Origin of the sequence: Chitinophaga sp. Cy-1792, from assembly GCF_011752935.1 — a bacterium.
GTDB lineage: Bacteria > Bacteroidota > Bacteroidia > Chitinophagales > Chitinophagaceae > Chitinophaga.
The window spans coordinates 2,169,633-2,192,524 of the sequence record NZ_VWWO01000002.1 but is presented as its reverse complement, the minus strand read 5'-3'; the positions used below and the strand labels follow the sequence as shown (position 1 = coordinate 2,192,524).

Below are 22,892 nucleotides of genomic sequence, written 5' to 3'. Positions count from 1 at the left end.
GTTTATCTGCCCAGTGCCTGAATAATGTCGTATTTGGTAATGATATGATGGTCGCCGCTCTCGTCTCTGGTGAGCACGGCCCCGTTCTCCTTGTTGATATACATCGAGAGCTTTTCTATCGGTGTATTTTCATTTACTACAGGAAAAGGCGCCTGCATGACTTGCTTTACCAGTGCGTCTTTCAGATTGGCATCATCTATCAGGCGGTTAAACAGCCCGTTTTCAGATACCGAACCGATCATTTCGTTATTATGCAATACCGGCAGGTGTTCTATATCAAATTTTTTCATTTTTGCGATCACATCGCTTATTTTTTCATCCGGTGAGATGCTTACCAGCGGCTGATTACGGCGGGAATTAACGACATCCTTCACCGTTTTTACATCCAGGAAGCCACGTTCCATCATCCATTGGTCGTTATACACTTTTCCTACATACCTGCTGCCGTGATCATGGAAAATAACCACTACCAGGTCGTCAGGTTTCAGGTGTTCTTTTAGTTGTATAAGTCCGGCCATGGCTGATCCGGCGCTATATCCAACGAAAATGCCTTCTTCCTTGGTGATACGGCGGGCCATTACGGCGCCATCCTTATCGGTTACTTTTTCGAAGCGGTCGATCACGTCCATATCATAATTCTGTGGAACGAAATCTTCTCCTATACCTTCGGTAATATAAGGGTATACTTCGCTCATATCGATCCTGCCTGTTTCAAAATATTTCTTCAGTAAGGAGCCATAGCTATCTATTGCCCATACCTGTATGTTTGGATTTTTTTCTTTGAGATACTTGCCAGTGCCGGTAATGGTACCGCCTGTGCCCGTGGCTACTACCAGGTGGGTAATCTTTCCGTCGGTCTGCTCCCAGATTTCAGGGCCGGTTTGCTCGTAGTGGGCATCCCTGTTGGCCAGGTTATCGTATTGGTTTACATAAAACGAGTTGGGTATTTCTGTTGCCAGTCGTTTCGATACGGAATAATAGGAGCGGGGATCTTCGGGTTCTACGTTTGTCGGGCATACGATCACTTCTGCGCCAACGGCCTTCAGGATGTCGACCTTCTCTTTGGATTGCTTGTCGGTAGTCGTGAAGATACATTTATAGCCTTTGATCACGGCTGCCAGGGCCAGTCCCATACCGGTATTGCCGCTGGTTCCTTCAATGATGGTACCGCCGGGTTTCAGCAGTCCCTTTTGCTCGGCTACTTCCACCATTTTAACCGCCATACGGTCTTTGATGGAGTTGCCCGGGTTAAAGAACTCTACTTTGGCCATTACTGTACATGGCAAGGTGGCAGATACACGATGCAGCTTGACTAACGGGGTGTGTCCGATCGTTTCGAGGATGTTTTCACAATATTTCATATGTCAATGAGGTTGTACCTTCGTAAGTTAGGTTTTTTCCCGGGAAGAACCGCATGCAAAACAGCCTTATCTTTGCCCCGATGAACAACAGGATATTTATTACAGGTACAGGAACCGGCGTTGGCAAAACCGTCACTTCCGCCTGTGTAACGGAAGCACTGCGGGCCGACTACTGGAAGCCCGTACAGACGGGGCTGGCAGAAGGAACTGATACTGATACCATACGCAATCTGCTCACTAATAATATTTCTCAGTGCCATGAAGAAGTTTATGCGCTGAAAGAACCAGCATCGCCACACCTGGCGGCACGGCTGGAAAATGTTACCATCCGGCCGGAAGCCATCCTGGCACGACTGGAATCCTTTGATCCCGCCAGGCCACTGGTCATTGAAGGCGCCGGCGGACTGATGGTCCCTGTCAACGAAGACCTCTTTACCATCGACCTGATCAAAAGTATGCAGGCACGTGTCATAATTGCTGCCCGCAACTATCTTGGCAGTATCAACCACGCGATGCTTACCGCCAGGATGCTGCAACATGCCGGCATTCCCGTGGCTGGATGGGTATTTGGGGGCGACTGGCATAGTAATGAGGAAGACATCATCCGCTGGTCCGGCATACCCCGGATAGGCAGAATTGCAGAAGCCGGAACTGTCGGAAAGGCATTTATTTATGAACAGGCACAGTTGTTGACGCCTGCACTCAACCAACTGATCTGATGACAACGAAAAAGGATATACGAAAACAATTCCTGGAGCAAAGACTGAATCTGGACGAAAACACCGCCACCGCGCTGAACGCCGGTCTGTTGTCGAATATCCGGCAGCTCAACTTCTCCGGTATCCGTTATATCCACGTTTTTCTGCCCATACTTGAAAAGAAGGAAGCTGACACCTGGCCGATTATTGACTATATCAGGGCAGAATACCCTGCCATTCAATGGATCCTGTCGCGCTCCGACATGCAGAACGGTCAGATGACCCATTACCTTTGGACAGCAAATACCCACCTGGTTAAAAATAAATACGGTATTTCCGAACCGGAAAACGGAGAGCAGGTATCCCCGGAACTGGCTGACCTGGTTTTTGTGCCGATGCTGGCTTTCGACCAGAACGGCCAGCGGGTAGGTTATGGAAAGGGTATGTACGACGCCTTCCTGAAAGCCTGCCGCCCGGATGTAATCACAGTTGGACTGTCACTATTCGGACCCGTTCCGGCCATACCAGACACTGATCCCTGGGATATACCGCTACAAACCGTGGTAACACCGGATCAAATTTATCATCTGCAAAAAAATAAATAACGTGCTCAAATATTTTGCTGTTTTGCTCTATCCTTTTTCCCTGCTCTACGGACTTGTCATGTGGATACGGAACCGTTTCTATGATAAAGGCCTGCTGACAGCCGTGGAGTTTGACCTTCCTACTATTGCCTGTGGCAATCTGTCTGTAGGAGGCACGGGCAAAACACCGCATGTAGAATACCTGATCCGCCTCCTGAAGCAACACTTCCAGGTGGCTACCCTCAGCCGGGGCTATAACCGCCGCACCAGTGGCTATATCCTGGCAGATCAGCACAGTACTGCCGCTGATATCGGCGATGAACCGATGCAGTTTCATGATAAATATCCCGATATACACGTAGCCGTAGGAGAGGAAAGGATGCTGGCCATCCCGCAGCTGCTGATGGATGAACCGGGTACCCAGGTGATATTGCTGGACGATGCCTTCCAGCACCGCTCCATTAAACCCGGGATGAATATTATGATCACAGAATACAACCGGAGATTTACGAAAGATCATGTGGTGCCGTTCGGGCGACTGAGAGAAGGGCGTGCCGGTTATGCCCGGGCAAATTGTATCATTGTGTCCAAGTGCCCGCCAGATATGTCAGTGGCAGAAAAGACCGCGATAGAAAAAGAAATTAACCCTTTGCCGCATCAGCAGGTCTTTTTTACTACCTTGCAGTACGGGACCATGTATGACCTGACCACCCACGAACCTGTAAATACGGCCGCTACCACCACAGTTTTGCTGGCATGTGGTATAGCCAGGCCGGAACCATTGCTGCAGAAACTAAGGAATTCCTTTAAAGAAGTGTTCCTGCTCCCTTTCCCGGACCATTACTACTATTCCGGAAAAGATATTGAGAAAATCAAAAAAGAGCTGGGTGATTTACCAGGTGAAAACAAAATAGTAGTAACCACCGAAAAAGATGCTGTCAGATTACATCTTCTTAAAAAAGAACTGGCAGAACAAAACCTGCAGATGGCTGTTATGCCTGTTGAAATTGCATTTCTCTTCGGTGGAACAGAAACATTTAATAATTATATTTTTGATTACGTAGGCAGGTATTTTCCTGTACAACCAATCAATGAAGAACTACCCTAAAACATGAGTAAAAAGAAGAAAGATAAAAGAAACAGTAGCCAGAAGAAAACATTCAAAGGAGTGGTAGAAGTAACCCGCTCAGGAATGGCTTTCGTTATCGTACCAGGGCTTTCCCGCGATATTATGGTGAAACAGAAGAACCTGAATTCTGCCCTCGATAGTGATGAAGTACTGGTGGATGTTATCAAGCCAGCCCGCAATGAAGGACGACAGGAAGGCGTCATAACGGAAATCCTTAAACGAAATAAAACAGAATTTACCGGTACCCTCCAGGTAAGCAAGAACTTCGGCTTCCTCATCCCTGAAAAAGGGTTGTTTATGCCGGACATATACATCCCGGCTAACTCCCTCGGCGAAGCCAAATCAGGCGATAAAGCTGTAGTGAAGATCGTGGCCTGGGGCGAAAAATCACGTAAACCTGTCGGTGAGATCCTCGAAATCCTCGATGCCAGCAATACCAATGACCTGGCCATGAAGGAAATCCTCATCGAAGCCGGCTTCCCGCTCAGCTTCCCCAAAGAAGTTATGGAAGAGCTGGCACTGATCCAGGAAGATATCACGGAAACGGAGATACGAAAACGTAAAGACTGCCGTGATATCCTCACCTTTACCATCGACCCGGTGGATGCCAAAGACTTTGATGACGCCATCTCCATACGCTCCCTGAAAAATGGTTTGTATGAGGTAGGCGTGCACATTGCAGATGTCAGCCACTACGTTAAACCAGGAACGGCACTGGACAAAGAAGCGGAAAGACGCGCCACCTCTGTTTACCTGCCCGACCGCGTACTGCCGATGCTCCCGGAGAAAATCTCCAATGAGCTCTGCTCCCTGCGCCCGCATGAAGAAAAATGTACTTTCTCGGCCATCTTCCAGATGAACGAAAAAGGCGAAGTAAAGCAGCACTGGATTGGCCGTACCGTGATTTATTCGGATCACAGGTTTACCTATGAAGATGTGCAGGAAATTATTGAATCCGGCGAAGGACAGTATAAAAACGAGATCCTGCTGCTCAATAAAATGGCGCAAACCCTCCGTGCAGAACGTTTTTCAAAAGGTGCGATCAATTTCTCCTCACAGGAAGTAAGATTCAAACTGGACGAAACAGGAAAACCAATCGGTATTGTGATCAAGGAAAGCAAGCAGGCACACCAGCTGATTGAAGAGCTGATGCTGCTGGCCAACCGTACCGTGGCTACCTATGTGTCTAAAATAAAAGTTAACAAACAACCTGTTCCTTTCCCTTACAGGGTGCACGATACACCAGATCCTGAAAAGCTGAAGGTATTTGCAGGCTTCGCCTACAAATTCGGCTACCGCTTCGATCTGGGTACACCGGACAGCATTGCACGTTCCTTCAATAAAATGCTGGAAATGGTGCAGGGCAAGCCGGAGCAGCATGTACTGGAAACCCTGGGTATCCGTACCATGGCCAAAGCAGTGTATACCGTTGATAATATCGGTCACTACGGGCTTGGCTTTGAGGACTATTGCCACTTTACTTCTCCGATTCGCCGCTATCCGGATGTACTGGTACACAGAGTGGTGGCTGAATGCCTGGCCAATGATGTACATCCTGACAAGCAGATGGAGAAGGAATGCCGCCACTGTTCAGAAATGGAACGTAAAGCAATGGAAGCAGAGCGCGCAGCTAATAAATACAAACAGGTCGAATATATGCAGCAGTACATTGGCGGTACCTTTAAAGGTGTCATCAGTGGTGTTGCACATTTTGGGTTCTGGGTAGAAACCGTAGATACCAAATGTGAAGGGCTCGTAAGTATCCATAACCTCAGTAAGAAGGAAGAATACGTCTTCAACGAAAATGAATATGCGTTGATCGGTACTTCCAGCGGACGCAGGTTCAGAATAGGGGAAGAAGTAGAGATCAGAGTGGTATCTGCCAACCTGGCCAAACGCCAGCTGGATTATGAGCTGGAAGAAGAACTGCAGAGCGGAATTCCTGGCCGCAGACAGCAGCAGCCTTTTGGAAGAGAACAGCAGCAACAGCAGCAACGTTTCCAGCAGCATGGTCAGCAACAGCACCCTAAAAAGAAGAAGAAAAAAGAGAAGAAACAATATATCCCGCAGGCTGCACCAAAAGTGCAGAATGAAGCGCAGGCGCCTGACGTGCCACCTATCGATCTGCCGGTAATTTCCGAAAGCGTTATTACACCACCGGAAGTACCAGCAGTATTGCAACCGGTGATGCATGTGGAAGATATCCAGCAGGCACCTGTTTTGGAAAAAGCACCGGAACAGGCCCCACAGGAAGTCTTTATGCCAGAACCTACAGCAGATATACCTGCTCCGGCAAAGAAAACCAGGGCGAAAAAAGAGAAAGCCACACCGGTTGTTGTGGAAGAAGTGCCTGCACCAGCTCCTGTAAAAGCTGTCAAAGCGAAGAAGGAACCGGTACCCGCAGCACCTGCCGCCAAAAAAGCAAAAACTGCCAGGGAAACGCCTAAGCCGGCAGCACCTAAAAAAGCAGCTGCCAGCAAAGAGAAGGCCAAAGCTCCTGCTAAGAAAGCGGCCCCTAAAGCTGCTGCTCCTAAAAAAGTAACGAAAGCAGCGCAGCAACCTGTTGTAGCAAAGAAGGTAACGAAGGCAGCACCCGCTAAAAAAGCACCCGCTAAAAAGACCAGTGAGAAGCCCGTGAAGAAAGCAGTAGTTGCACCAAAGAAAGCAGCAGCGAAAAAAGCAGCAGCGCCTGTGGTGAAACCTAAAAAAGCAGCAGTAAAATCAGTGCCAGCTAAGAAAGCCGCTACTGCAAAAGCTGCAACTGCTAAGCCAGTGGCAAAGAAAGCAACGCCTAAAAAAGCAGCAGTAAAACCGGTAGCACCCAAAAAAGCTGCCGCCAAAAAAGCCGCTGTAACCAAAGCTGCGCCTAAGAAAGCGACTCCTAAGAAAGCAGCCCCTAAAGCAGCAGCTCCTAAAAAGGCCGCCGCAAAAAAGGTTGCTCCTAAAAAGGTGGCTAAGCCGGTAAAAAAAACAGACACAAAAAAAGCAGGTAAGAAGAAAAAATAATTTCAACTGAATAATAGCAATGCAATCGTTCCAAGAGTTAATAGCGCAGTTTACCAAGTACTTTGATCAACTACAGTTTCCGGCAGAACCCAGCAGCCTCTATAAGGCAGCCGGCCATATCCTGGAAATGGGAGGAAAGAGGATCCGTCCTGTTTTGTGCCTGATGGGCAATGAGCTGTTCGATACACTTCACCCGGACGCATTCCAGGCTGGTAGCGCCATTGAGCTCTTTCATAACTTTACCCTTATCCACGATGATATCATGGACAAGGCGCCGTTACGCAGAGGAAAACCTACCGTACATACCGTTTATGGCGACACCGCCGCGATCCTTTCCGGTGATGTGATGCTGATAAATGTATACGAGCGATTGAATAAAGTGAATACCAATTACCAGAAAAAGCTGACCACCGTTTTCAATAAAGCGGCCATAGAAGTATGTGAAGGACAGCAACTGGATATGGACTTCGAACACCTGGACCCGGAAGCAGTAGATTACCATTCATACGTAAATATGATCGGTCTGAAAACTTCCGTGCTACTGGCTGCCAGTCTGCAGATGGGGGCCATCATCGGCGGGGCCAGTGAAGGCAACCAGGAACACCTGTATGCGTTTGGTAAAAATATCGGTATCGCCTTCCAGATCCAGGACGACTTCCTGGACGCTTTCGGTGATCCGGAAAAATTTGGTAAACAACAGGGTGGCGACATCCTGGCCAATAAAAAGACCTTCCTGCTGCTGAAAGCTTTTGAGCGTAGTAATGACGCGCAGAAAGCCGAATTAAGGGAATTGCTGGATTCAGCACCTGCTGATAAGGTAGAACGGGTACTCGCTATCTTCCGCGATTGTAAATTAGATGAGTGGGCAGAGGTGGAGAAAGAGCGTTTCACAGCGCTGGCTTTTGAAAACCTGGAAAAAATTGCCGTACTCAGCAATCGTAAGGAGCCGCTGAAGGAACTCGCCAATTATCTGCTCAACAGACAGCAATAATATATTGATAATAAACAAAAAAGGGGATCTCTAACCGGTAGAGATCCCCTTTTTTATGACTGTATTGCCCGTCGCGGAATTTTTTATTACTTTTTCCCATATATTCGCGCCTTTAATATTTAATAAAAGCATAACTGTAATATCCTTGCCGATGTCCAATTCGCTGTTTCGAAAAAAATCGCTTAATACCATATTGAAAGATGCTAATGAAGGTTTGGGGGACGGACACGAAACAGGTGGACTTCATAAGGTGCTGGGTGTAAAAGACCTGACCGCAATGGGTATTGCTGCCGTTATCGGCGCCGGTATTTTCTCCACAATCGGAAAGGCCTCCTTTGAAGGCGGTCCGGCCGTATCCCTTCTTTTTGTTATCACTGCCATTACCTGTGGCTTTTCTGCATTATGCTATGCAGAATTTGCATCAAGAGTACCTGTTTCCGGTAGTGCCTATACTTATTCTTACGTAACATTTGGTGAGCTGGCAGCCTGGGTGATAGGCTGGGCGCTGATCCTGGAATATGCGATCGGTAATATCGCCGTGGCCATTTCCTGGAGCGGCTATTTTAATAACCTCCTGCATGGCTTCGGGATAGCTTTCCCGGATTGGCTGGTCAATAACTATGACGGCGCTTCTCCGGAAGTTTTTGCACATGCACCACGGATTGCGGGTCTGCCGCTGATACTGAACCTGCCTGCCTTCCTGGTGGTGGTGATCATTACTTACCTGGCCTATGTAGGTATCCGGGAAAGTAAACGTAGCGCCAATGCTATGGTGGCACTGAAAATTCTGGTGATCCTTTTTGTTATCGCTGTCGGATTTTTTTATGTAGATAAAGGCAACTGGACGCCTTTTATGCCGAATGGTTTTTCTGGTGTATTAAAAGGGGTGTCTGCCGTATTCTTTGCTTATATCGGGTTTGATGCGGTTAGTACAACGGCCGAAGAATGTGCGAACCCGCAGCGGGACTTACCGAAAGGAATGATCTATTCCCTGATCATCTGTACGGTATTATATATCCTGGTTGCTTTTGTACTTACCGGAATGGTGCCGTACAGTAAACTGGATGTATCTGATCCGCTGGCTTTCGTATTCGATAGTGTACACCTTCCGTGGATCAGTTACCTGATCAGTGCCAGTGCTGTGGTGGCTACTGCCAGCGTATTGCTGGTATTCCAGATCGGACAGCCACGCATCTGGATGAGCATGAGCCGCGATGGCCTGCTGCCTAAAAAGTTTGCAAAGATCCATCCGAAGTTTAAAACACCTTCCTTCGCTACTATTATCACGGGTATCATTGTTGGTATTCCCGCATTATTCCTTAACCTGACCATCGTAACAGACCTGACCAGTATTGGTACCCTGTTCGCCTTTATCCTGGTTTGTGGTGGCGTACTGATGCTGCCGCCGCAGGAAAAAACCAGCGAAAAACGCTTCAGGATGCCATATATCAGCAGCCGCTATATTGTACCGGCACTGATTGTTGTACTGATAGTGCTTTTCCATGAAGCAATCGGCGAAAGAGTGTCACTGGCCGGTGGCTGGAATGTGTGGAAGCATAATATCCCGTTCTTCCTCTTTATCATTGTTACCTGCATCACAGTTGCGCTTTCTGTTATTAAAAAACTCTCGCTGATCCCGGTGCTGGGTATGCTGAGCTGCTTTTACCTGATGACAGAGATCGAGCTGAAAAACTGGATCGTTTTCTCGATCTGGCTGATAATAGGTTTAACAATTTATTTCGGTTACAGCTACTTCCACAGTAAGCTCCGGAAGCAATAATCTTCGTAACTTCAGTGTAGCTCTTTGAACCATAAAATTCAATTTTATGAGCACACTACAACAACTCGAGAAATGGGGCAATACACATCACCCCAAATGGCTTGATTTTGTCCGTATTGCATTAGGTTGTTTCCTGATGTACGTGGGTGTCATCTTTGTGCAAAACAGGGACGCCCTGAGTGCTGTAATTAAATACAGTCCTACACTGGCAGTCTTTTCATTTTTTATTGCGCATTACATTGTATTTGCGCATACTGTAGGTGGTTTGTTCCTCGCTATGGGGCTTTACACCCGTTTATCGGCATGGTTAAATGTACCGATCTTATTAGGGGCGGTACTGTTTGTACATTCACGTACAGACCTGTTCCAGGTTTATCCTGTGCTGGGCCTTTCTCTCCTCGTACTGGTATTGTTGCTGGTATTTGCAGTAATGGGCGGCGGCCGGATTTCTGCGGATGATTATATGCGCCGGCATCCGGAACCTAAGCACAGCCGGCACTACTCAGGCGGTGTCAGGGATTAACCTGTAACGCGCTAAAAATCAGGGTGTTTGTTAACCCTTACTACCACAGGCAGGCGCCTGCGTTAAATTTTTTTTCCTCTTATCAATCCTACTCTTTCAGTCTTTTGCGTCTCTGCGCAAAAAAAATTAGCTTTGCGTCAAGAATGCATTTATGAAATACGAAATAGGAGACAAGGTCCTGCTGTTAAGTTCCAAAGAGGAAGGTACAGTGGTAGACATTGTGAATGATAACATGGTAATGATTGATGTAAAAGGAACTGCTTTTCCGGTATACCTGGACCAGATAGATTTTCCTTACTTCCATCGTTTTACCAAAGAGAAGCTGGTGAAACCCAAGCCCAAATTGATTCCAGGCGATGAAATCAAAGTAGACCGCCGTAAATACGAAGACCTGAAAACGGATAAAGGCATGTTCCTGTCTGTATTACCCGTTTATCAGCATGATGGCTTTGATGAAACAGTGAAGCTCATGAAGTTTCACCTGTTTAATGATTCGCCGCATGCCATGCGCTTTTACTTCCAGGTATGGCTGGGCAATCAGATGGACCTCGAAATCAAGAATGAAATCCATCCTTACAATCACTTCTACCTGACAGACCTGATGTTTGAATCGCTGAACGATAATCCGCGTTTCGAGTTTACTTTCGTGCTGAAGGATCCACAGCCCAATCTGGCTACCAGCGTGAAGAAAACATGGAAGATCAAGCCTAAGCAGATGTTTGTACAGTTGGAAGAACTGCGTACCAAAGCAGAAGCAACGCTGACCATTCCATTGTTCGAAAAGTATCCTGACAAGGAACCGGAGCCGGCACCGGCGCCAATTCCGGCAGCTACAGAAACAGCGAAAGGTAAAAAGGCGAACATCAAACCTGTCGGTTCTGGCAGTATGGCCAGCCTGCTCAGTAAAATACAACTGCAGCCGGAAACCACACTGGAGCCTAAGCATGAGGTAGATCTTCATATCGAGAAACTGGAAAAGAACTGGAAAGGCCTGAGCAACATAGCGATCCTGGCCATTCAGCTGAATGCCTTCCAGCGTTATCTCGACCTGGCTATCTCCCATAAACTACACCATATGATCGTAATACATGGGGTAGGTACAGGTAAGCTGAGAGATGAAATACACGGTGTTCTCCGACAGACGCCGGAAGTAGCAAACTTTGTAAATCAGTACCATGGCCGATATGGTTATGGTGCTACTGAGATAAATTTTCGCTAGCTGATAACAGCCATGGTAAAGGGATTGAGAAGGTAATTCTTTTCAATCCCTTTTCTGTTGCAGGTTTCCGAAATATTTTACGTAATTTTGTCAACTAACTACAAACCGTGCTATCGTCTTTCCGACATGAGCGGAAAGAAGGAAAGTCTGGACAGCGCAGAGCAACGCACCACCTAACGGGTGGGGCTATTTCTTTGAAATAGAACAGCAAGTGCCACAGAAAATTTCCGCCTCTACTTGTAGAGGTAAGGGTGAAAATGTGGGGTAAGAGCCCACGGTGCAGGCAGGTAACTGTTTGTGCGGGTAAACCTTGCGTGCTGAAATGCCATGTATACGGTCTATTAAGGGTTGCTCGCCCGATGACCGAGGGTAGGCAGATACAGGCGTTGTGTGAACATCGTCGTAGATAAATGGTAGCAGGTCTCCGGCAACGGGGATTACAGAATCCGGCTTACAGGTTTGTAGTTTTTTTTCTTCTCTACTGCTTTGGAATTACAGAAAAACCTCATAACTTCTCCCTAATTTAATCTCCCTATTATGAACGAAAAAGATGAACGCACCTGGGCTTCCCTGATGCATGTTGCTGGTCCGGTGGGTTACCTGTTTGGTGGCTGGGCTACCAATCTGGTACTGGTACTGGTTCTATGGCTTGTCAAGCGCAACGACTCCAAATTTGTGGACGAACAAGGCAAGGAAGCGTTGAATTTTCAGCTGACGCTTAGTATCCTTTCTTTTTGCCTGATGATTATTCTTGGTATTATTACAGGTATCTGGGCTTTTGGAAATGCTATTATTTTCGGTGACGGGTTCCATATTTTTACCTTTGGATTAGGTATGGGTGGTGTTTATTCCCTGCTGAAACTCATCAATATCATCTTCTCTGTTTTAGCGGCGGTGGAAGCCAATAAAGGTGTTCATTACCGCTATCCGATCTCCATGAGATTTGTAAAATAAAATAATCATCCAGCTAAAATAAAACCGGGGCTAAACAGGATATTCCTGATTAGCCCCGGTTCGTTTATAGAAGTACTGCTTAGTTCTTGCTTATAGCCTTCATTTTGGCCTTGTGCTGCTTTTTGGGTGCAACCCTGTCGCCTTTAATTGTAGCGGCTAATTTGATCGCTTCGTAGGCATTTACAACGCCACCTGAAACGGAGAGGTCGCTGAAAGGAACCTGTACACCGGACTCACCTGGTTTGTTGACCATGGTGCTGCCATCAGGTAACGGGGTAGCGCTTTTTTCCAGTACATATTTCAGCTGTTTGGCGCTGAGATCAGGGTAGTAGGAGAGCACGAGTGCTGCTACACCGGTCACTACAGGGGCTGCCATACTGGTACCGCTGGCGCTTCTGTATTTGTTGCCGCCGGGAGCGGTAGACAGGATGTCTACACCAGGTGCAAACAGGTCTACGCTTTCTTTACCGTAGTTGGAGAAGCTGGCTACTTTATCTCTGCCACGGCCGGTACCGGAAGCACCTACCGTTACGAAGTTGCTTGCTTTACCACCGGTGAGATAGTATGGATTAGGGAAATTGGCTACGCTGTCTACATTTACACCATCGTTGCCGGCGGCATGGATCAGCAGTACGCCTTTGGATTCTGCATATTTCACTGCATCGTCTACCCAGTCTTTATGCGGGGAAAAAGGTTTACCAAAGCTCATGTTGATGATCTGTGCGCCATTGTCTACCGCATAACGGATAGCCAGTGCCACGTCTTTATCGCGTTCATCGCCATCGGGAACAGCTTTCACCGCCATGATGCGAACATTATCAGCGATACCGTCGATACCGACACCGTTGTTGCGCTGTGCACCGATGATACCGGAAACGTGTGTGCCATGAAACCCGAAGGTACCCATTACATCGTTGTTACCGTATTTGCGGTCGTTGATATCATCCCATTTATCGCCTACAATTCTTTCCCTGTTTGCGTTTGGCTGTATGTCAGTTGCTTCGGCTTTACGTTTTGTGTCAGCAACATATTCATCAAATTCGGATTTGAATTCGTTGAAGGAGGCAGGTACTTCATCACCGGCATTTTTGAGGATGCGGGAAATGAAATTACGTGCCAGCAGTACATCCTGACTGGTTGTCTGAATGCTGTCCAGCTGACCGAGAGTGAAATCGTCTGTATGGAGATAATCCTTCAGGATGGTTTCACACTTGTTGAGGTTTTGCTGGAGCATAGACATGGTTTTGTACGTATGCTTGTTCTGCATGGCAGGCTTTTCGATTTTATCCTGCAGTTTCTGCCACTCAGCGTATTCTTTGGAACTGTGGTCCAGTGCGGAGTCCGGGTTACCGTATTTTGTTTTGATGCGGTAGTATTCGCGGGAAGCTTCTTCAGAGTCTTCTTTGAGGCTGCTGCCATCTTTGCCACCGAGGAAATTCCATCCGTGAATATCATCGATGTAGCCGTTGCCGTCGTCATCCTTGCCGTTGTTGGGGATTTCTCCTTTGTTGACCCAGAGTACAGACTTGAGATCTTCATGGAGTGTATCTATACCTGAATCGATTACGGCTACGATTACAGGTGTACTTTTCTTGCCTTTCAGCAATTCCTTATAGGCTTTTTCAACGCCGGTACCGTAAACACTGTCGGTATCGAAGCTTAACAGTTGCCAGTTTTTGGGCACGGAGGGGTTACTTTGTGCCTGGGTGGTAGAATTGAATGTAGTTAACATTGCCACACAACCTGCCACGACAGCTATCTCACGACTAAACAATTTCATGTTCAACATTTTCCCGATATATGAGTAAAAATAAACTAGATAGGTTAAAGATATGGAAAAAGCGGTATAACATTAAATTTTAGTGATAAACGCGTTGTCAGGTAGTTGACTGGTTATAATCTGTTAGGAAATAAGCGGGTACAGGCGTGTATTAAAATGGGATTATAAAATTTCTTTTGCTTTTAAACCTTGTAAATCATGCGTTGAATCACATTATTTACCGTTGTAGCACAAACGTTGAATATGAATATTCAAAAATTAGTTTCATATTTATGGTCTGAAGAGTATATGATAGCATCTCTTGCTATCAGATATTTTTCTCATAAGCATGGTTTCCGTTTAACGAAAAGCGGGGTTTTCCAGCCTCGCTAGTTTTTTTGAAAATCCATGCAAACGTCGATGTATGTAGAGATGCGATTAATTTGCGACGTTAAAAATAATTGTCAACCGCTTTTAAAGATCTGATCGGGCAGTAACCTCCTGAAGTGAAATTAAAAGCTCCGGCGCAAGGCGTCGGAGCTGGAAAAATCAAGAGAAATTTCTTTATTCTTTACAGGTCAAATTTGATTCCCTGGGCCAGTGGCAGGCTGGAGGAATAATTGATCGTATTTGTTTGTCTGCGCATATATCCTTTCCATGCATCAGAGCCGCTTTCACGGCCACCGCCTGTTTCTTTTTCTCCACCGAAGGCACCACCGATTTCAGCACCGGAAGTACCGATGTTTACGTTGGCGATTCCGCAGTCGGAGCCGGCGGCAGAAAGGAATTGCTCTGCTTCCCTGAGGTTCAGCGTCATGATAGCGGAGGAAAGACCTTGTGGTACATCATTCTGCATGGCGATGGCTTCTGTCAGGGTCTGGTATTTCATGACATAAAGAATCGGTGCAAATGTTTCATGTTGTACGATGTCGAAGAAGTTTTCCACTTCAGCGATGCATGGCTGTACATAGCAACCGGATTCATAGCCTTTGCCTTCCAGTACGCCGCCGTCTACCAGGAATTTACCACCCTGCTGTTTGATAGCTTCAATACTTTTCAGATAGGCTGCCACAGCGTCTTTGTCGATCAGTGGGCCTACGTGGTTATTCTCATCTAACGGGTCACCGATCCTGAGTTGTTCGTATGCGAGTACGAGGCGTTGGGTAAATGCATCGTATACTTTTTCGTGTATGATGAGACGTCTGGTAGATGTACAACGTTGTCCGGCGGTTCCTACAGCGCCAAATACCGCACCTATCAGCGACATGTCGAGGTCTGCATTTTCGGAAATAATGATGGCGTTGTTGCCACCCAGTTCGAGGATGCTACGTCCGAGGCGTGCGGCCACGGTGGCTGCAACCGCTTTACCCATACGGGTGGAGCCGGTAGCAGATACGAGTGGAACGCGGGTATCGGCAGACAGCCATTCGCCGGCATCGCGTGCGCCGGTGAGCAGGCAGCATACGCCTTCAGGTACGTTGTTGGCTGCAAATACGGTAGCGACTATACGTTGACAGGCGATTGCCGTGACAGGTGTTTTTTCGGATGGCTTCCAGATGCATACGTTTCCGCAAACCCATGCGAGCATGGCGTTCCAGCTCCATACAGCTACCGGAAAGTTGAAAGCGGAAATAATGCCGGTGATACCGAGCGGATGCCATTGTTCGTACATGCGGTGGCCCGGACGTTCGGAGTGCATGGTGAGGCCATGTAACTGGCGACTGAGTCCTACAGCGAAATCGCAGATATCGATCATTTCCTGAACTTCGCCAAGGCCTTCCTGCAGGCTTTTTCCCATCTCATAGGAGACGAGGCGTCCGAGGTCGTGTTTATATTTACGGAGTGCTTCCCCGATTTGTCTGACGATCTCGCCGCGGCGTGGCGCGGGCCACTGGCGCCATGTTTTGAATGCTTCGTGCGCAGTCACCACGATGGCATCATAATCTTCCTTGCTGGCAGATTTTACGGTAGCAATAACGTTATTGTCTACCGGAGACCAGGACGTGATATCCGGGCCGCCGCCGGGAAGCCAGTGTTGTCCTGTACTTACGCCGCTTTGTTTTCCGCTGATACCAAATTCTTTCAGCATATTTTCCATAGTAATATTTTGTTGATGAACGATAGGTTCGGTACGGTTTATTGAAAAATACTCAGGAGCTTTTTTTAGTCTGTTCCGTATAGGTGCTTTCGAAGATCTTATCGGCATTGCCTGTTTCGAAGCCTTCCCTGCGGTGTTCGCGTTTGATGGCGGAGCCAGGGAGGTCACGGAATTCGGGTAGCACTTTTCGTTCGGCAAATTCCACATAAGATCCGGCGATTTTCTGGTGTTCGCCATTTGCGAAATCAGCCTCGATCATACGGGCTACGGTAGCGCTTTGCAGCAGGTTACCGTCGGGACTGGTTTTTATTTTTCCGCCGGCATCGTTGAGTACAAAGCCATTTCTTTCCAGGAAGGTATTGAATTCCGCGATGGTATTATATCCTTTCGGAAGATTATGTACACTTACCGTAAAATGGTTCAGGTAATAGCGGTTATAGATCACCCAGGCAGCATATTCGCTTTCCGCAGCAAGTGTTTTAAAGTCTTCCAGTGTAGGGGTACGCCATAATCCGCTATGCAGAAATGTATCAACAGTTTTACTATCGTCCAGGTTCAGTGCGTCTACAGGATCACTTTTTACTTCGGCCGTGTAGCTGCGGATGATCTCCTGTGCTTCAGGGCTGAGGTCATTTACACGGAGTTCGCTGATAAAGATGCGTGGATATTGCGGAGCAGGGGGCGCATACCACCATGCATCCAGTTTTTTACCTGCGAAGTGGAAATGATCTTTTTTCTGGTAGCCATAATGCAGGAAGATTTTTTCCAGCGACTGTACTCCCAGCTGGGGCACGCCCATGGTGCGGAAAGCTATATGATCGTTTTCTATATCACCGGCCGATTGAATGAGTCCTTCCCTGATCATGGCGTCGATAACGCCGGCTACATCCGGTACACGTTCCATGTAGCGGCCCATAAGGCCCTGTAAAATCTCGCTAAGCATATCTGTTGTATTAATTCTGATTATAGTAGGCAGCGAACCTGTTATTGATCAAATCGCCGAAAAGGACATCTTCCTGACGAACGAAGCCCTGTGCGGGTAATAATCCTTTGGTGTGCAGGTCGATCACTGCGCAGGCTGCACCTGCGGTGGTCAGCTGTATGGCGGTAAAATCCTTGCCTTTGATGGCCTGGTTATAGATTTTACGTGAATAGGAGCGTTGAACGGAACGCCCGTTTACGGTACCGGATACAGACACGAACACCAGCACTACGTCCTGCGGGGTGAAAGGTATGCTATCCTCCATAATTTCTTTCAAAACGGCTCTTTTTTTATTCAATTTTAACTCATTGAGTAAAATCTTCATAAGATGGCAGTGGCCCGGGTACCTGACGGTTTTATAGTCGAGGTTATAGACTTTCCCATCGAGTATTTCTGCCAGTGCGGAGAGTCCGCCGGAGGTATTAAAAGCTTCATATTCTATACCATCCAGGGCGAATTTTTCGTAGCCTTCCATGGGCATTACTTCCTTGCGTACGCCTTCATGAATAGCATCGCAGGGGTTGCAGTATTCGTTAATGAGACCGTCTGTACTCCAGGTGAGGTTGTACATGAGGCTGTTGGTAGGAAACTGGGGAAGGGCACCTACGCGGAGGCGAACGCTTTCGAGGGCGTCAAACTGTTTGGCGATATCGTAGGCAGCGATGCTGATAAAGCCTGGGGCCAGGCCGCATTGCGGCATGAAGCTGACGCCTGCGTTGGCGGCGATTTCTCTGATGGCGTTGGTAGTGGCCACATCTTCTGTAAGGTCGAAGTAGTGGGTATTTGTTTTTGCCGCTGCGGTGGCAATCTTCACGTTGAGGAAGTAGGGGCAGGCGCTCAATACAATATCCTGCGCTACCAGGGCTTGTTCCAGGGCAGTTTGGTCATTAACGTCGAGTAACAATGGAGAAACGCCGGGTGATGCGTGTTTTTCAAGCATCTGTGGGTTGCTGTCTGCCATGGTAACCTGGTAGTCGCCGGATGTTTGTAAAAGAAATGCTGCGGTTTCGCCGATCTTGCCGGCACCGATAATGGTGATCTTTTTCATAATATCAAATGGAATTGGTTTACAGATAAAGATCAGTATAACGTGTACGACTATACGAAAATATACGCACAGGTTTATTATGCAGGTATCTTCCTACCAAAACATAATATACTATGTGGTCAGTAGCGCAGGACTACTAACAATAATGTATATACGTAAACATCTTACAGTAATAAAAACTGTAAAAAATTATACTGATAATAAATAAAATGGGAGATTGGGAGATATGTACCCCTGGCCGATCAAGGCACGTGGGAGCAGGTGCTCCGCAGATAGGAGAGTAAGGAAAGCTGTATGTTTAACAGGTAGTTCATATCTATCTGGCGAATATAGGAAATTATTTCGTTTTACGAATTATATCAGGATATTTTTTTGGGGAGATAGGGTTTATATTGGGGAGTATAAAGGAGGGTATATCAATAATAATCATGTATTTAATCGCTGAAATATTTTGATAAACATGATTTTTCTATGCGATTAATTTGCAACTGATACCTTCGGTATCAGTTGGTTTTGTTGCGCGCTCCGCGCGCTGGCTGCGCCCTACGCAATTATAGACTGATATACCCTCGCTGTTTGTTTTAGTATTGTTCGTTATCGTTAGGGAAATCCCTGCCTTTCACATCTTTAATGTAAGATTGGGTAGCATTGTAGATTTCGCTGTACAGGTCGAGGTAACGACGGAGGAAGCGGGGTTTGAAATCTTTGTTGATACCAAAGATATCATGCATTACCAGCACCTGGCCATCTACATATTTACCGGCACCGATACCGATGATAGGAATCTGCAGTTCTTCTGCTACGCGCTTGGCGAGGAGTGCAGGGATCTTTTCCAGCACGATGGCGAAACAGCCAGCTTCCTGCAGTAATTTAGCATCACTGATCAGCTTTGCCGCTTCGGCTTCTTCGGTAGCTCTTACCGCGTATGTACCAAATTTGTAGATAGACTGAGGTGTGAGTCCGAGGTGCCCCATCACTGGTACGCCTGCGGAGATAATGCGTTTTACCGATTCAATGATTTCCTCACCGCCTTCTATTTTAATACCGTGTGCACCAGTTTCTTTCATGATGCGGATGGTAGAATTGAGCGCTTCCTTGGAGTTACCCTGATAGGAACCAAAAGGAAGGTCTACCACTACAAAACAGCGTTTGGCTGCCCTGACAACAGAAGAGGCATGGTAGATCATCTGGTCCAGTGTAATAGGCAAAGTGGTTTCATGACCAGCCATTACGTTGGAAGCGGAATCTCCTACCAGGAGCATATCGATACCTGCATCATCTAATACGCGGGCCATCGAATAATCGTAGCAGGTGAGCATGGAAATACGTTCACCATCTACCTTCATCTTCTGCAATACATGCGTGGTTACACGCTTGATTTCTTTATTCACAGACATAAGCAGTATGTATTTGCTTACGCAAAGGTGGGGATATAATAAATAAAATGGAAATGTTTTTTATAGCTGGACAGTTGCTGCGGCTATTTCAGCATGGAGTGCGTGGATCAATCCATCGGCCAACCCGATTTTAGGTACGAAAATCTCCGGTGTATCCGCCCATCGCATCACATTGACATATATCTGTAATGCGGGTACGATAACGTCTGCACGGTCTTCTCTGAGATTGTAGATATGTATCCTTTCTTCAACAGAAAAGCTGCTGAATTCCTTGTGGTATTCCTTGAGGGTTTCCAGTGAAAGCGGTTTGCCTTCCTTGCGTTTGGAGAGCGAAAAAACCTTGTTGATGTTTCCGCCGGAGCCGATGGCTACTACAGGACCGGCGCCACGGAGATTGTTCTTCAGGAAGTCCTTCATCTGCTGCCAGGAACTGTCGGGCACCTGGTTATGCAGCAGGCGGATTGTCCCTATGTTAAAGGATTCCTTAAATATCAGCTGTTTTTTGCTGAAGAAGGTCAGCTCTGTACTACCGCCACCTACATCGATGTAGAGGTAGGATTTGGAGCTGTCCAGGTTTTCGGCAACATGGTTTTCGTAGATGTAGGATGCTTCTTCCTGTCCGCTGATGATCTTGATGTCAATACCGGTCTGTTCTCTTACTGCGGTCAGAATGGCCATGCCGTTCTGTGCGTCACGCATGGCAGAGGTAGCACAGGCTTTGAGGTATTTTACTTCGTAGACATCGAGCAGGAGTTTGTAGGCGCGGATAGTATCTATCAGGCAGGTGGCTCTTTTTTCAGAGATCATCTGTGTGGCAAACACATCAAAGCCAAGGCGCAGCGGTACCCGCACCAAATTGACTTTGGTAAAGTCCATCTTCCCGGTGTTGTTGGGAGATGCTTCCGAAATAAGCAGTCTGGCAGCATTTGAACCGATGTCTATCGCAGCTAACTTCATCTACACGAATTGATTAAGTCGCAAAAGTACGCAATTCCGAATAATGATCCAGTACCTTCACTGAAATATCAACATTTATTAACAGAACAATACCAGTAAAGGATTACTGGTATTGTTTTTCGAGTAAATATTTTAACGTTTCCACCTGTGAGCGGACTTTTTTCTCTCCGCTACGTTTGTATTCATTTTTCTGTTCATTGTCGAGTATCCGGGCTTTCACGTTACCACTCAGTTGTATCTGCAGGATATCTTTCAGCTCCTTCTGAATGGAAGGGTCGGTGATATATACGGCTGCTTCCACGCGGTGGTCCAGGTTCCGGATCATCCAGTCGCAGGAGGCAATGATCACCTTTTCCTGTCCGCCGTGATGGAAAACGAACACCCTGGCATGTTCCAGGTATTCATCCACGATACTTACGGCATGGATATCTTTCTTCCATTTCTTGTTCTCCGTATAGGCGCAACAGATACCTCTGATGATCATCTTCACATCAACACCGGCTTTGGCTGCATCGTACAGTTTACCGATCAGCACCTCATCGGAGAGGGAGTTCATTTTAATGATGATGCTGGCTTTTTTCTTATTGCGTGCGTTCTTGATTTCCCTGTCGATCAGGCGCAGGAAGGTAGCGCGCATATTGAGCGGACTAACCGGCAGCGTCTTACATCCTTCAAGGACTTTGATATCATGTTTCGGATTTTCCAGGTAGCTGAAAATACGGTTGATATCAGCCATGATAGCCCTGTTAGCGGTAAGCAGACAGTGGTCACCGTAGATACGTGCCGTTTTTTCGTTGAGATTACCGGTGCTGACAAAACCACACTGAATGGTTTTATTACCGATACGTTTTTTGATCACGCAGAGTTTGGCGTGAACTTTCATATTCGGTACACCCAGCAATACTTTTACGCCTTCTTCCTCCAGTTTTGATTTCCAGTCGAGGTTAGCCGCTTCATCAAAGCGGGCGCGCAGTTCCAGCACCACCGTTACCTGTTTACCGTTACGTACGGCATTGACGAGTGCGTTGATGATCTTGGAGTTTCTGGCCAGGCGGTAAGCCGTTATTTTAATGGAAGAAACGTTCGGATCGATGGCCGCTTCGCGCAGGAGGTCGATGATGGTATCAAAGGAATGGTACGGGAAATGCAGCATTACATCCTGACGTTGTACCACATGCATTACGCTGGAGGCGTTGAGGAACAGCGGATGGATAAACGATTTGCGGTGCAGGTGTGGCGGGAAAATCGATTCCGGAAAATCCATAAAGTCCTTGAAATTATGGATACGTGCACCGGGGATCAGGTTGTCTTTGCCACTGAGGCCAAGGCGGCGGATCAGGTATTCCAGCAGCAGCGGATCGATATCTTTATCATATACAAACCTTACCGGTTTGCCTTTTCTTCTGTCTTTCAGCCCTTTCTCTATCTGGTGGATGATACTGTCGGCGATATCGTTATCGATGTCCAGTTCAGCATCTCTCGTCACTTTAATAATATGGGAAGAGAATTTATCAAATCCGAAGTAGGAGAAGATATTTGGCAGGCAGAATCTTACTACATCTTCCAGCAGAATAATATTATGCTCTCCTTGTTTGGAAGGCAGAATGATAAACCTTGGCAGTACAGATGTCGGAATTTCTATCAGGGCAAATTTCTGGCCGATAGAGTTGTCGTGTTTGGCCAGTACGCAGCCGAGGTAGATAGATTTATCGCGGAGGTTCGGAAACTGCTGGATGCTCTCAATCATCAGCGGGATGATATTGGTACGTACCTGCTCGTTGAAGTAGTTGAGAACGAATCTTTGCTGTTCTTTATTGAGTTGTTTTTCTGTGCGCAGGAAGATCTGTTCTTCTTCCATCACCTGGTTGATATCTTTCCATATCCTGTCAAACTCGCGCTGTTGCTCGATTACGATGGATTGGATATTATCAATGATTTTACCGGGGTTTTCTTCGAGGTGCATTTTTGCAGACTTCCCGAAAGAGAGCATTCTTTTCAGGGTGGCTACGCGGACACGGAAGAACTCATCGAGGTTATTGGAAAATATGCCGAGGAACCGGATTCTTTCGTACAGGGGAACTGTTTTATCAGCGGCCTCCTGTAGTACTCTTGCATTGAATGCCAGCCAGCTGACATCTCTGGCGATCAATTTCCGTTTAGGTTCCGGGGCCTTTTTGCGGGCGGGTTTTTTCTGTAGTATTTGTTGATTGGGCATTGTTAAAGTTTCCAGGTTCTCACCAAACGGCAAACGCATACGCTCTGTTTTACATTCAAAAATTTCACATTAAAAGAATGTGCGATGATACGGTATTAGGACAATAGTGTGTATTAAATTAAAGTTAATGAAAAACTTGTTAAGAATGAGCAGAAAAGCGCATAAAGAAGGCTGATCGGTAAGTAATGATG

At 46.9% G+C, this 22,892-nt stretch carries 17 protein-coding genes and 1 other RNA gene; 10 read left to right on the top strand and 8 right to left on the bottom strand.

What is annotated here, in order from left to right; genetic code table 11:
* Positions 1–2 precede the first annotated feature (2 nt).
* Entirely contained in the window at positions 3–1,361 is a 1,359-nt protein-coding gene (locus F3J22_RS22995; RefSeq protein ID WP_167020267.1) for a pyridoxal-phosphate dependent enzyme, read from the bottom strand.
* Between the two features lie 80 nt (positions 1,362–1,441).
* On the opposite strand from F3J22_RS22995, the gene bioD reads away from it, so the two are divergent.
* From bioD to F3J22_RS22945, 10 genes are all read left to right on the top strand, one after another.
* Positions 1,442–2,080 carry a dethiobiotin synthase gene (gene bioD, locus F3J22_RS22990; RefSeq protein ID WP_167020266.1) on the top strand — a complete coding sequence of 213 codons (639 nt, stop codon included), beginning with the start codon at positions 1,442–1,444 and terminating at the stop codon, positions 2,078–2,080.
* Positions 2,080–2,664, top strand: a complete 585-nt coding sequence (locus tag F3J22_RS22985; protein ID WP_167020265.1) for a 5-formyltetrahydrofolate cyclo-ligase — start codon at positions 2,080–2,082, stop codon at positions 2,662–2,664. The genes bioD and F3J22_RS22985 overlap by 1 nt, the downstream gene beginning before the upstream one ends.
* A 1-nt stretch (position 2,665) precedes the next feature.
* Complete coding sequence (lpxK, locus tag F3J22_RS22980; protein WP_167020264.1) at positions 2,666–3,751, top strand: tetraacyldisaccharide 4'-kinase; 1,086 nt, start codon at positions 2,666–2,668, stop codon at positions 3,749–3,751.
* A 3-nt stretch (positions 3,752–3,754) separates the two neighbouring features.
* Positions 3,755–6,778, top strand: a complete 3,024-nt coding sequence (gene rnr, locus F3J22_RS22975; RefSeq protein WP_205195539.1) for a ribonuclease R — start codon at positions 3,755–3,757, stop codon at positions 6,776–6,778.
* A 19-nt stretch (positions 6,779–6,797) separates the two neighbouring features.
* Complete coding sequence (locus F3J22_RS22970) at positions 6,798–7,769, top strand: polyprenyl synthetase family protein (RefSeq protein ID WP_167020263.1); 972 nt, start codon at positions 6,798–6,800, stop codon at positions 7,767–7,769.
* Positions 7,770–7,962: 193 nt separating this feature from the next.
* The gene (locus F3J22_RS22965; RefSeq protein ID WP_240155150.1) at positions 7,963–9,549 is read left to right on the top strand and encodes an amino acid permease; all 1,587 of its coding nucleotides are present in this window, start codon (positions 7,963–7,965) and stop codon (positions 9,547–9,549) included.
* 46 nt (positions 9,550–9,595) lie between these two features.
* The gene (locus tag F3J22_RS22960; protein WP_167020261.1) at positions 9,596–10,072 is read left to right on the top strand and encodes a DoxX family protein; all 477 of its coding nucleotides are present in this window, start codon (positions 9,596–9,598) and stop codon (positions 10,070–10,072) included.
* Positions 10,073–10,223: 151 nt separating this feature from the next.
* The gene (locus tag F3J22_RS22955; RefSeq protein ID WP_167020260.1) at positions 10,224–11,291 is read left to right on the top strand and encodes a Smr/MutS family protein; all 1,068 of its coding nucleotides are present in this window, start codon (positions 10,224–10,226) and stop codon (positions 11,289–11,291) included.
* Between the two features lie 97 nt (positions 11,292–11,388).
* An RNA gene (gene rnpB / locus F3J22_RS22950) (RNase P RNA component class A) lies at positions 11,389–11,761 on the top strand.
* Between the two features lie 67 nt (positions 11,762–11,828).
* Positions 11,829–12,245, top strand: a complete 417-nt coding sequence (locus F3J22_RS22945; protein WP_167020259.1) for a DUF4870 domain-containing protein — start codon at positions 11,829–11,831, stop codon at positions 12,243–12,245.
* A 79-nt stretch (positions 12,246–12,324) separates the two neighbouring features.
* On the opposite strand, the gene F3J22_RS22940 is transcribed toward F3J22_RS22945, so the two are convergent.
* The 7 genes from F3J22_RS22940 to ppk1 all read right to left on the bottom strand — a co-directional run bounded on the left by F3J22_RS22940 (position 12,325) and on the right by ppk1 (position 22,740).
* On the bottom strand, positions 12,325–14,025 hold the full coding sequence (locus F3J22_RS22940; RefSeq protein ID WP_205195531.1) for a S8 family peptidase: 1,701 nt from the start codon (positions 14,023–14,025) through the stop codon (positions 12,325–12,327).
* A gap of 550 nt (positions 14,026–14,575) precedes the next feature.
* Entirely contained in the window at positions 14,576–16,102 is a 1,527-nt protein-coding gene (locus tag F3J22_RS22935; protein WP_167020257.1) for an aldehyde dehydrogenase family protein, read from the bottom strand.
* Positions 16,103–16,154: 52 nt separating this feature from the next.
* Positions 16,155–17,045 carry a DUF1338 domain-containing protein gene (locus tag F3J22_RS22930; protein ID WP_167020256.1) on the bottom strand — a complete coding sequence of 297 codons (891 nt, stop codon included), beginning with the start codon at positions 17,043–17,045 and terminating at the stop codon, positions 16,155–16,157.
* 10 nt (positions 17,046–17,055) lie between these two features.
* On the bottom strand, positions 17,056–18,132 hold the full coding sequence (locus tag F3J22_RS22925; RefSeq protein WP_167020255.1) for a saccharopine dehydrogenase family protein: 1,077 nt from the start codon (positions 18,130–18,132) through the stop codon (positions 17,056–17,058).
* A 581-nt stretch (positions 18,133–18,713) separates the two neighbouring features.
* Positions 18,714–19,529, bottom strand: coding sequence for a 3-methyl-2-oxobutanoate hydroxymethyltransferase (panB, locus tag F3J22_RS22920; RefSeq protein WP_167020254.1), 816 nt, complete (start codon positions 19,527–19,529; stop codon positions 18,714–18,716).
* A gap of 60 nt (positions 19,530–19,589) precedes the next feature.
* Positions 19,590–20,486, bottom strand: coding sequence for an exopolyphosphatase (locus F3J22_RS22915; protein ID WP_167020253.1), 897 nt, complete (start codon positions 20,484–20,486; stop codon positions 19,590–19,592).
* Between the two features lie 103 nt (positions 20,487–20,589).
* Positions 20,590–22,740, bottom strand: coding sequence for a polyphosphate kinase 1 (gene ppk1 / locus F3J22_RS22910; protein WP_167020252.1), 2,151 nt, complete (start codon positions 22,738–22,740; stop codon positions 20,590–20,592).
* Positions 22,741–22,892: the final 152 nt, after the last annotated feature.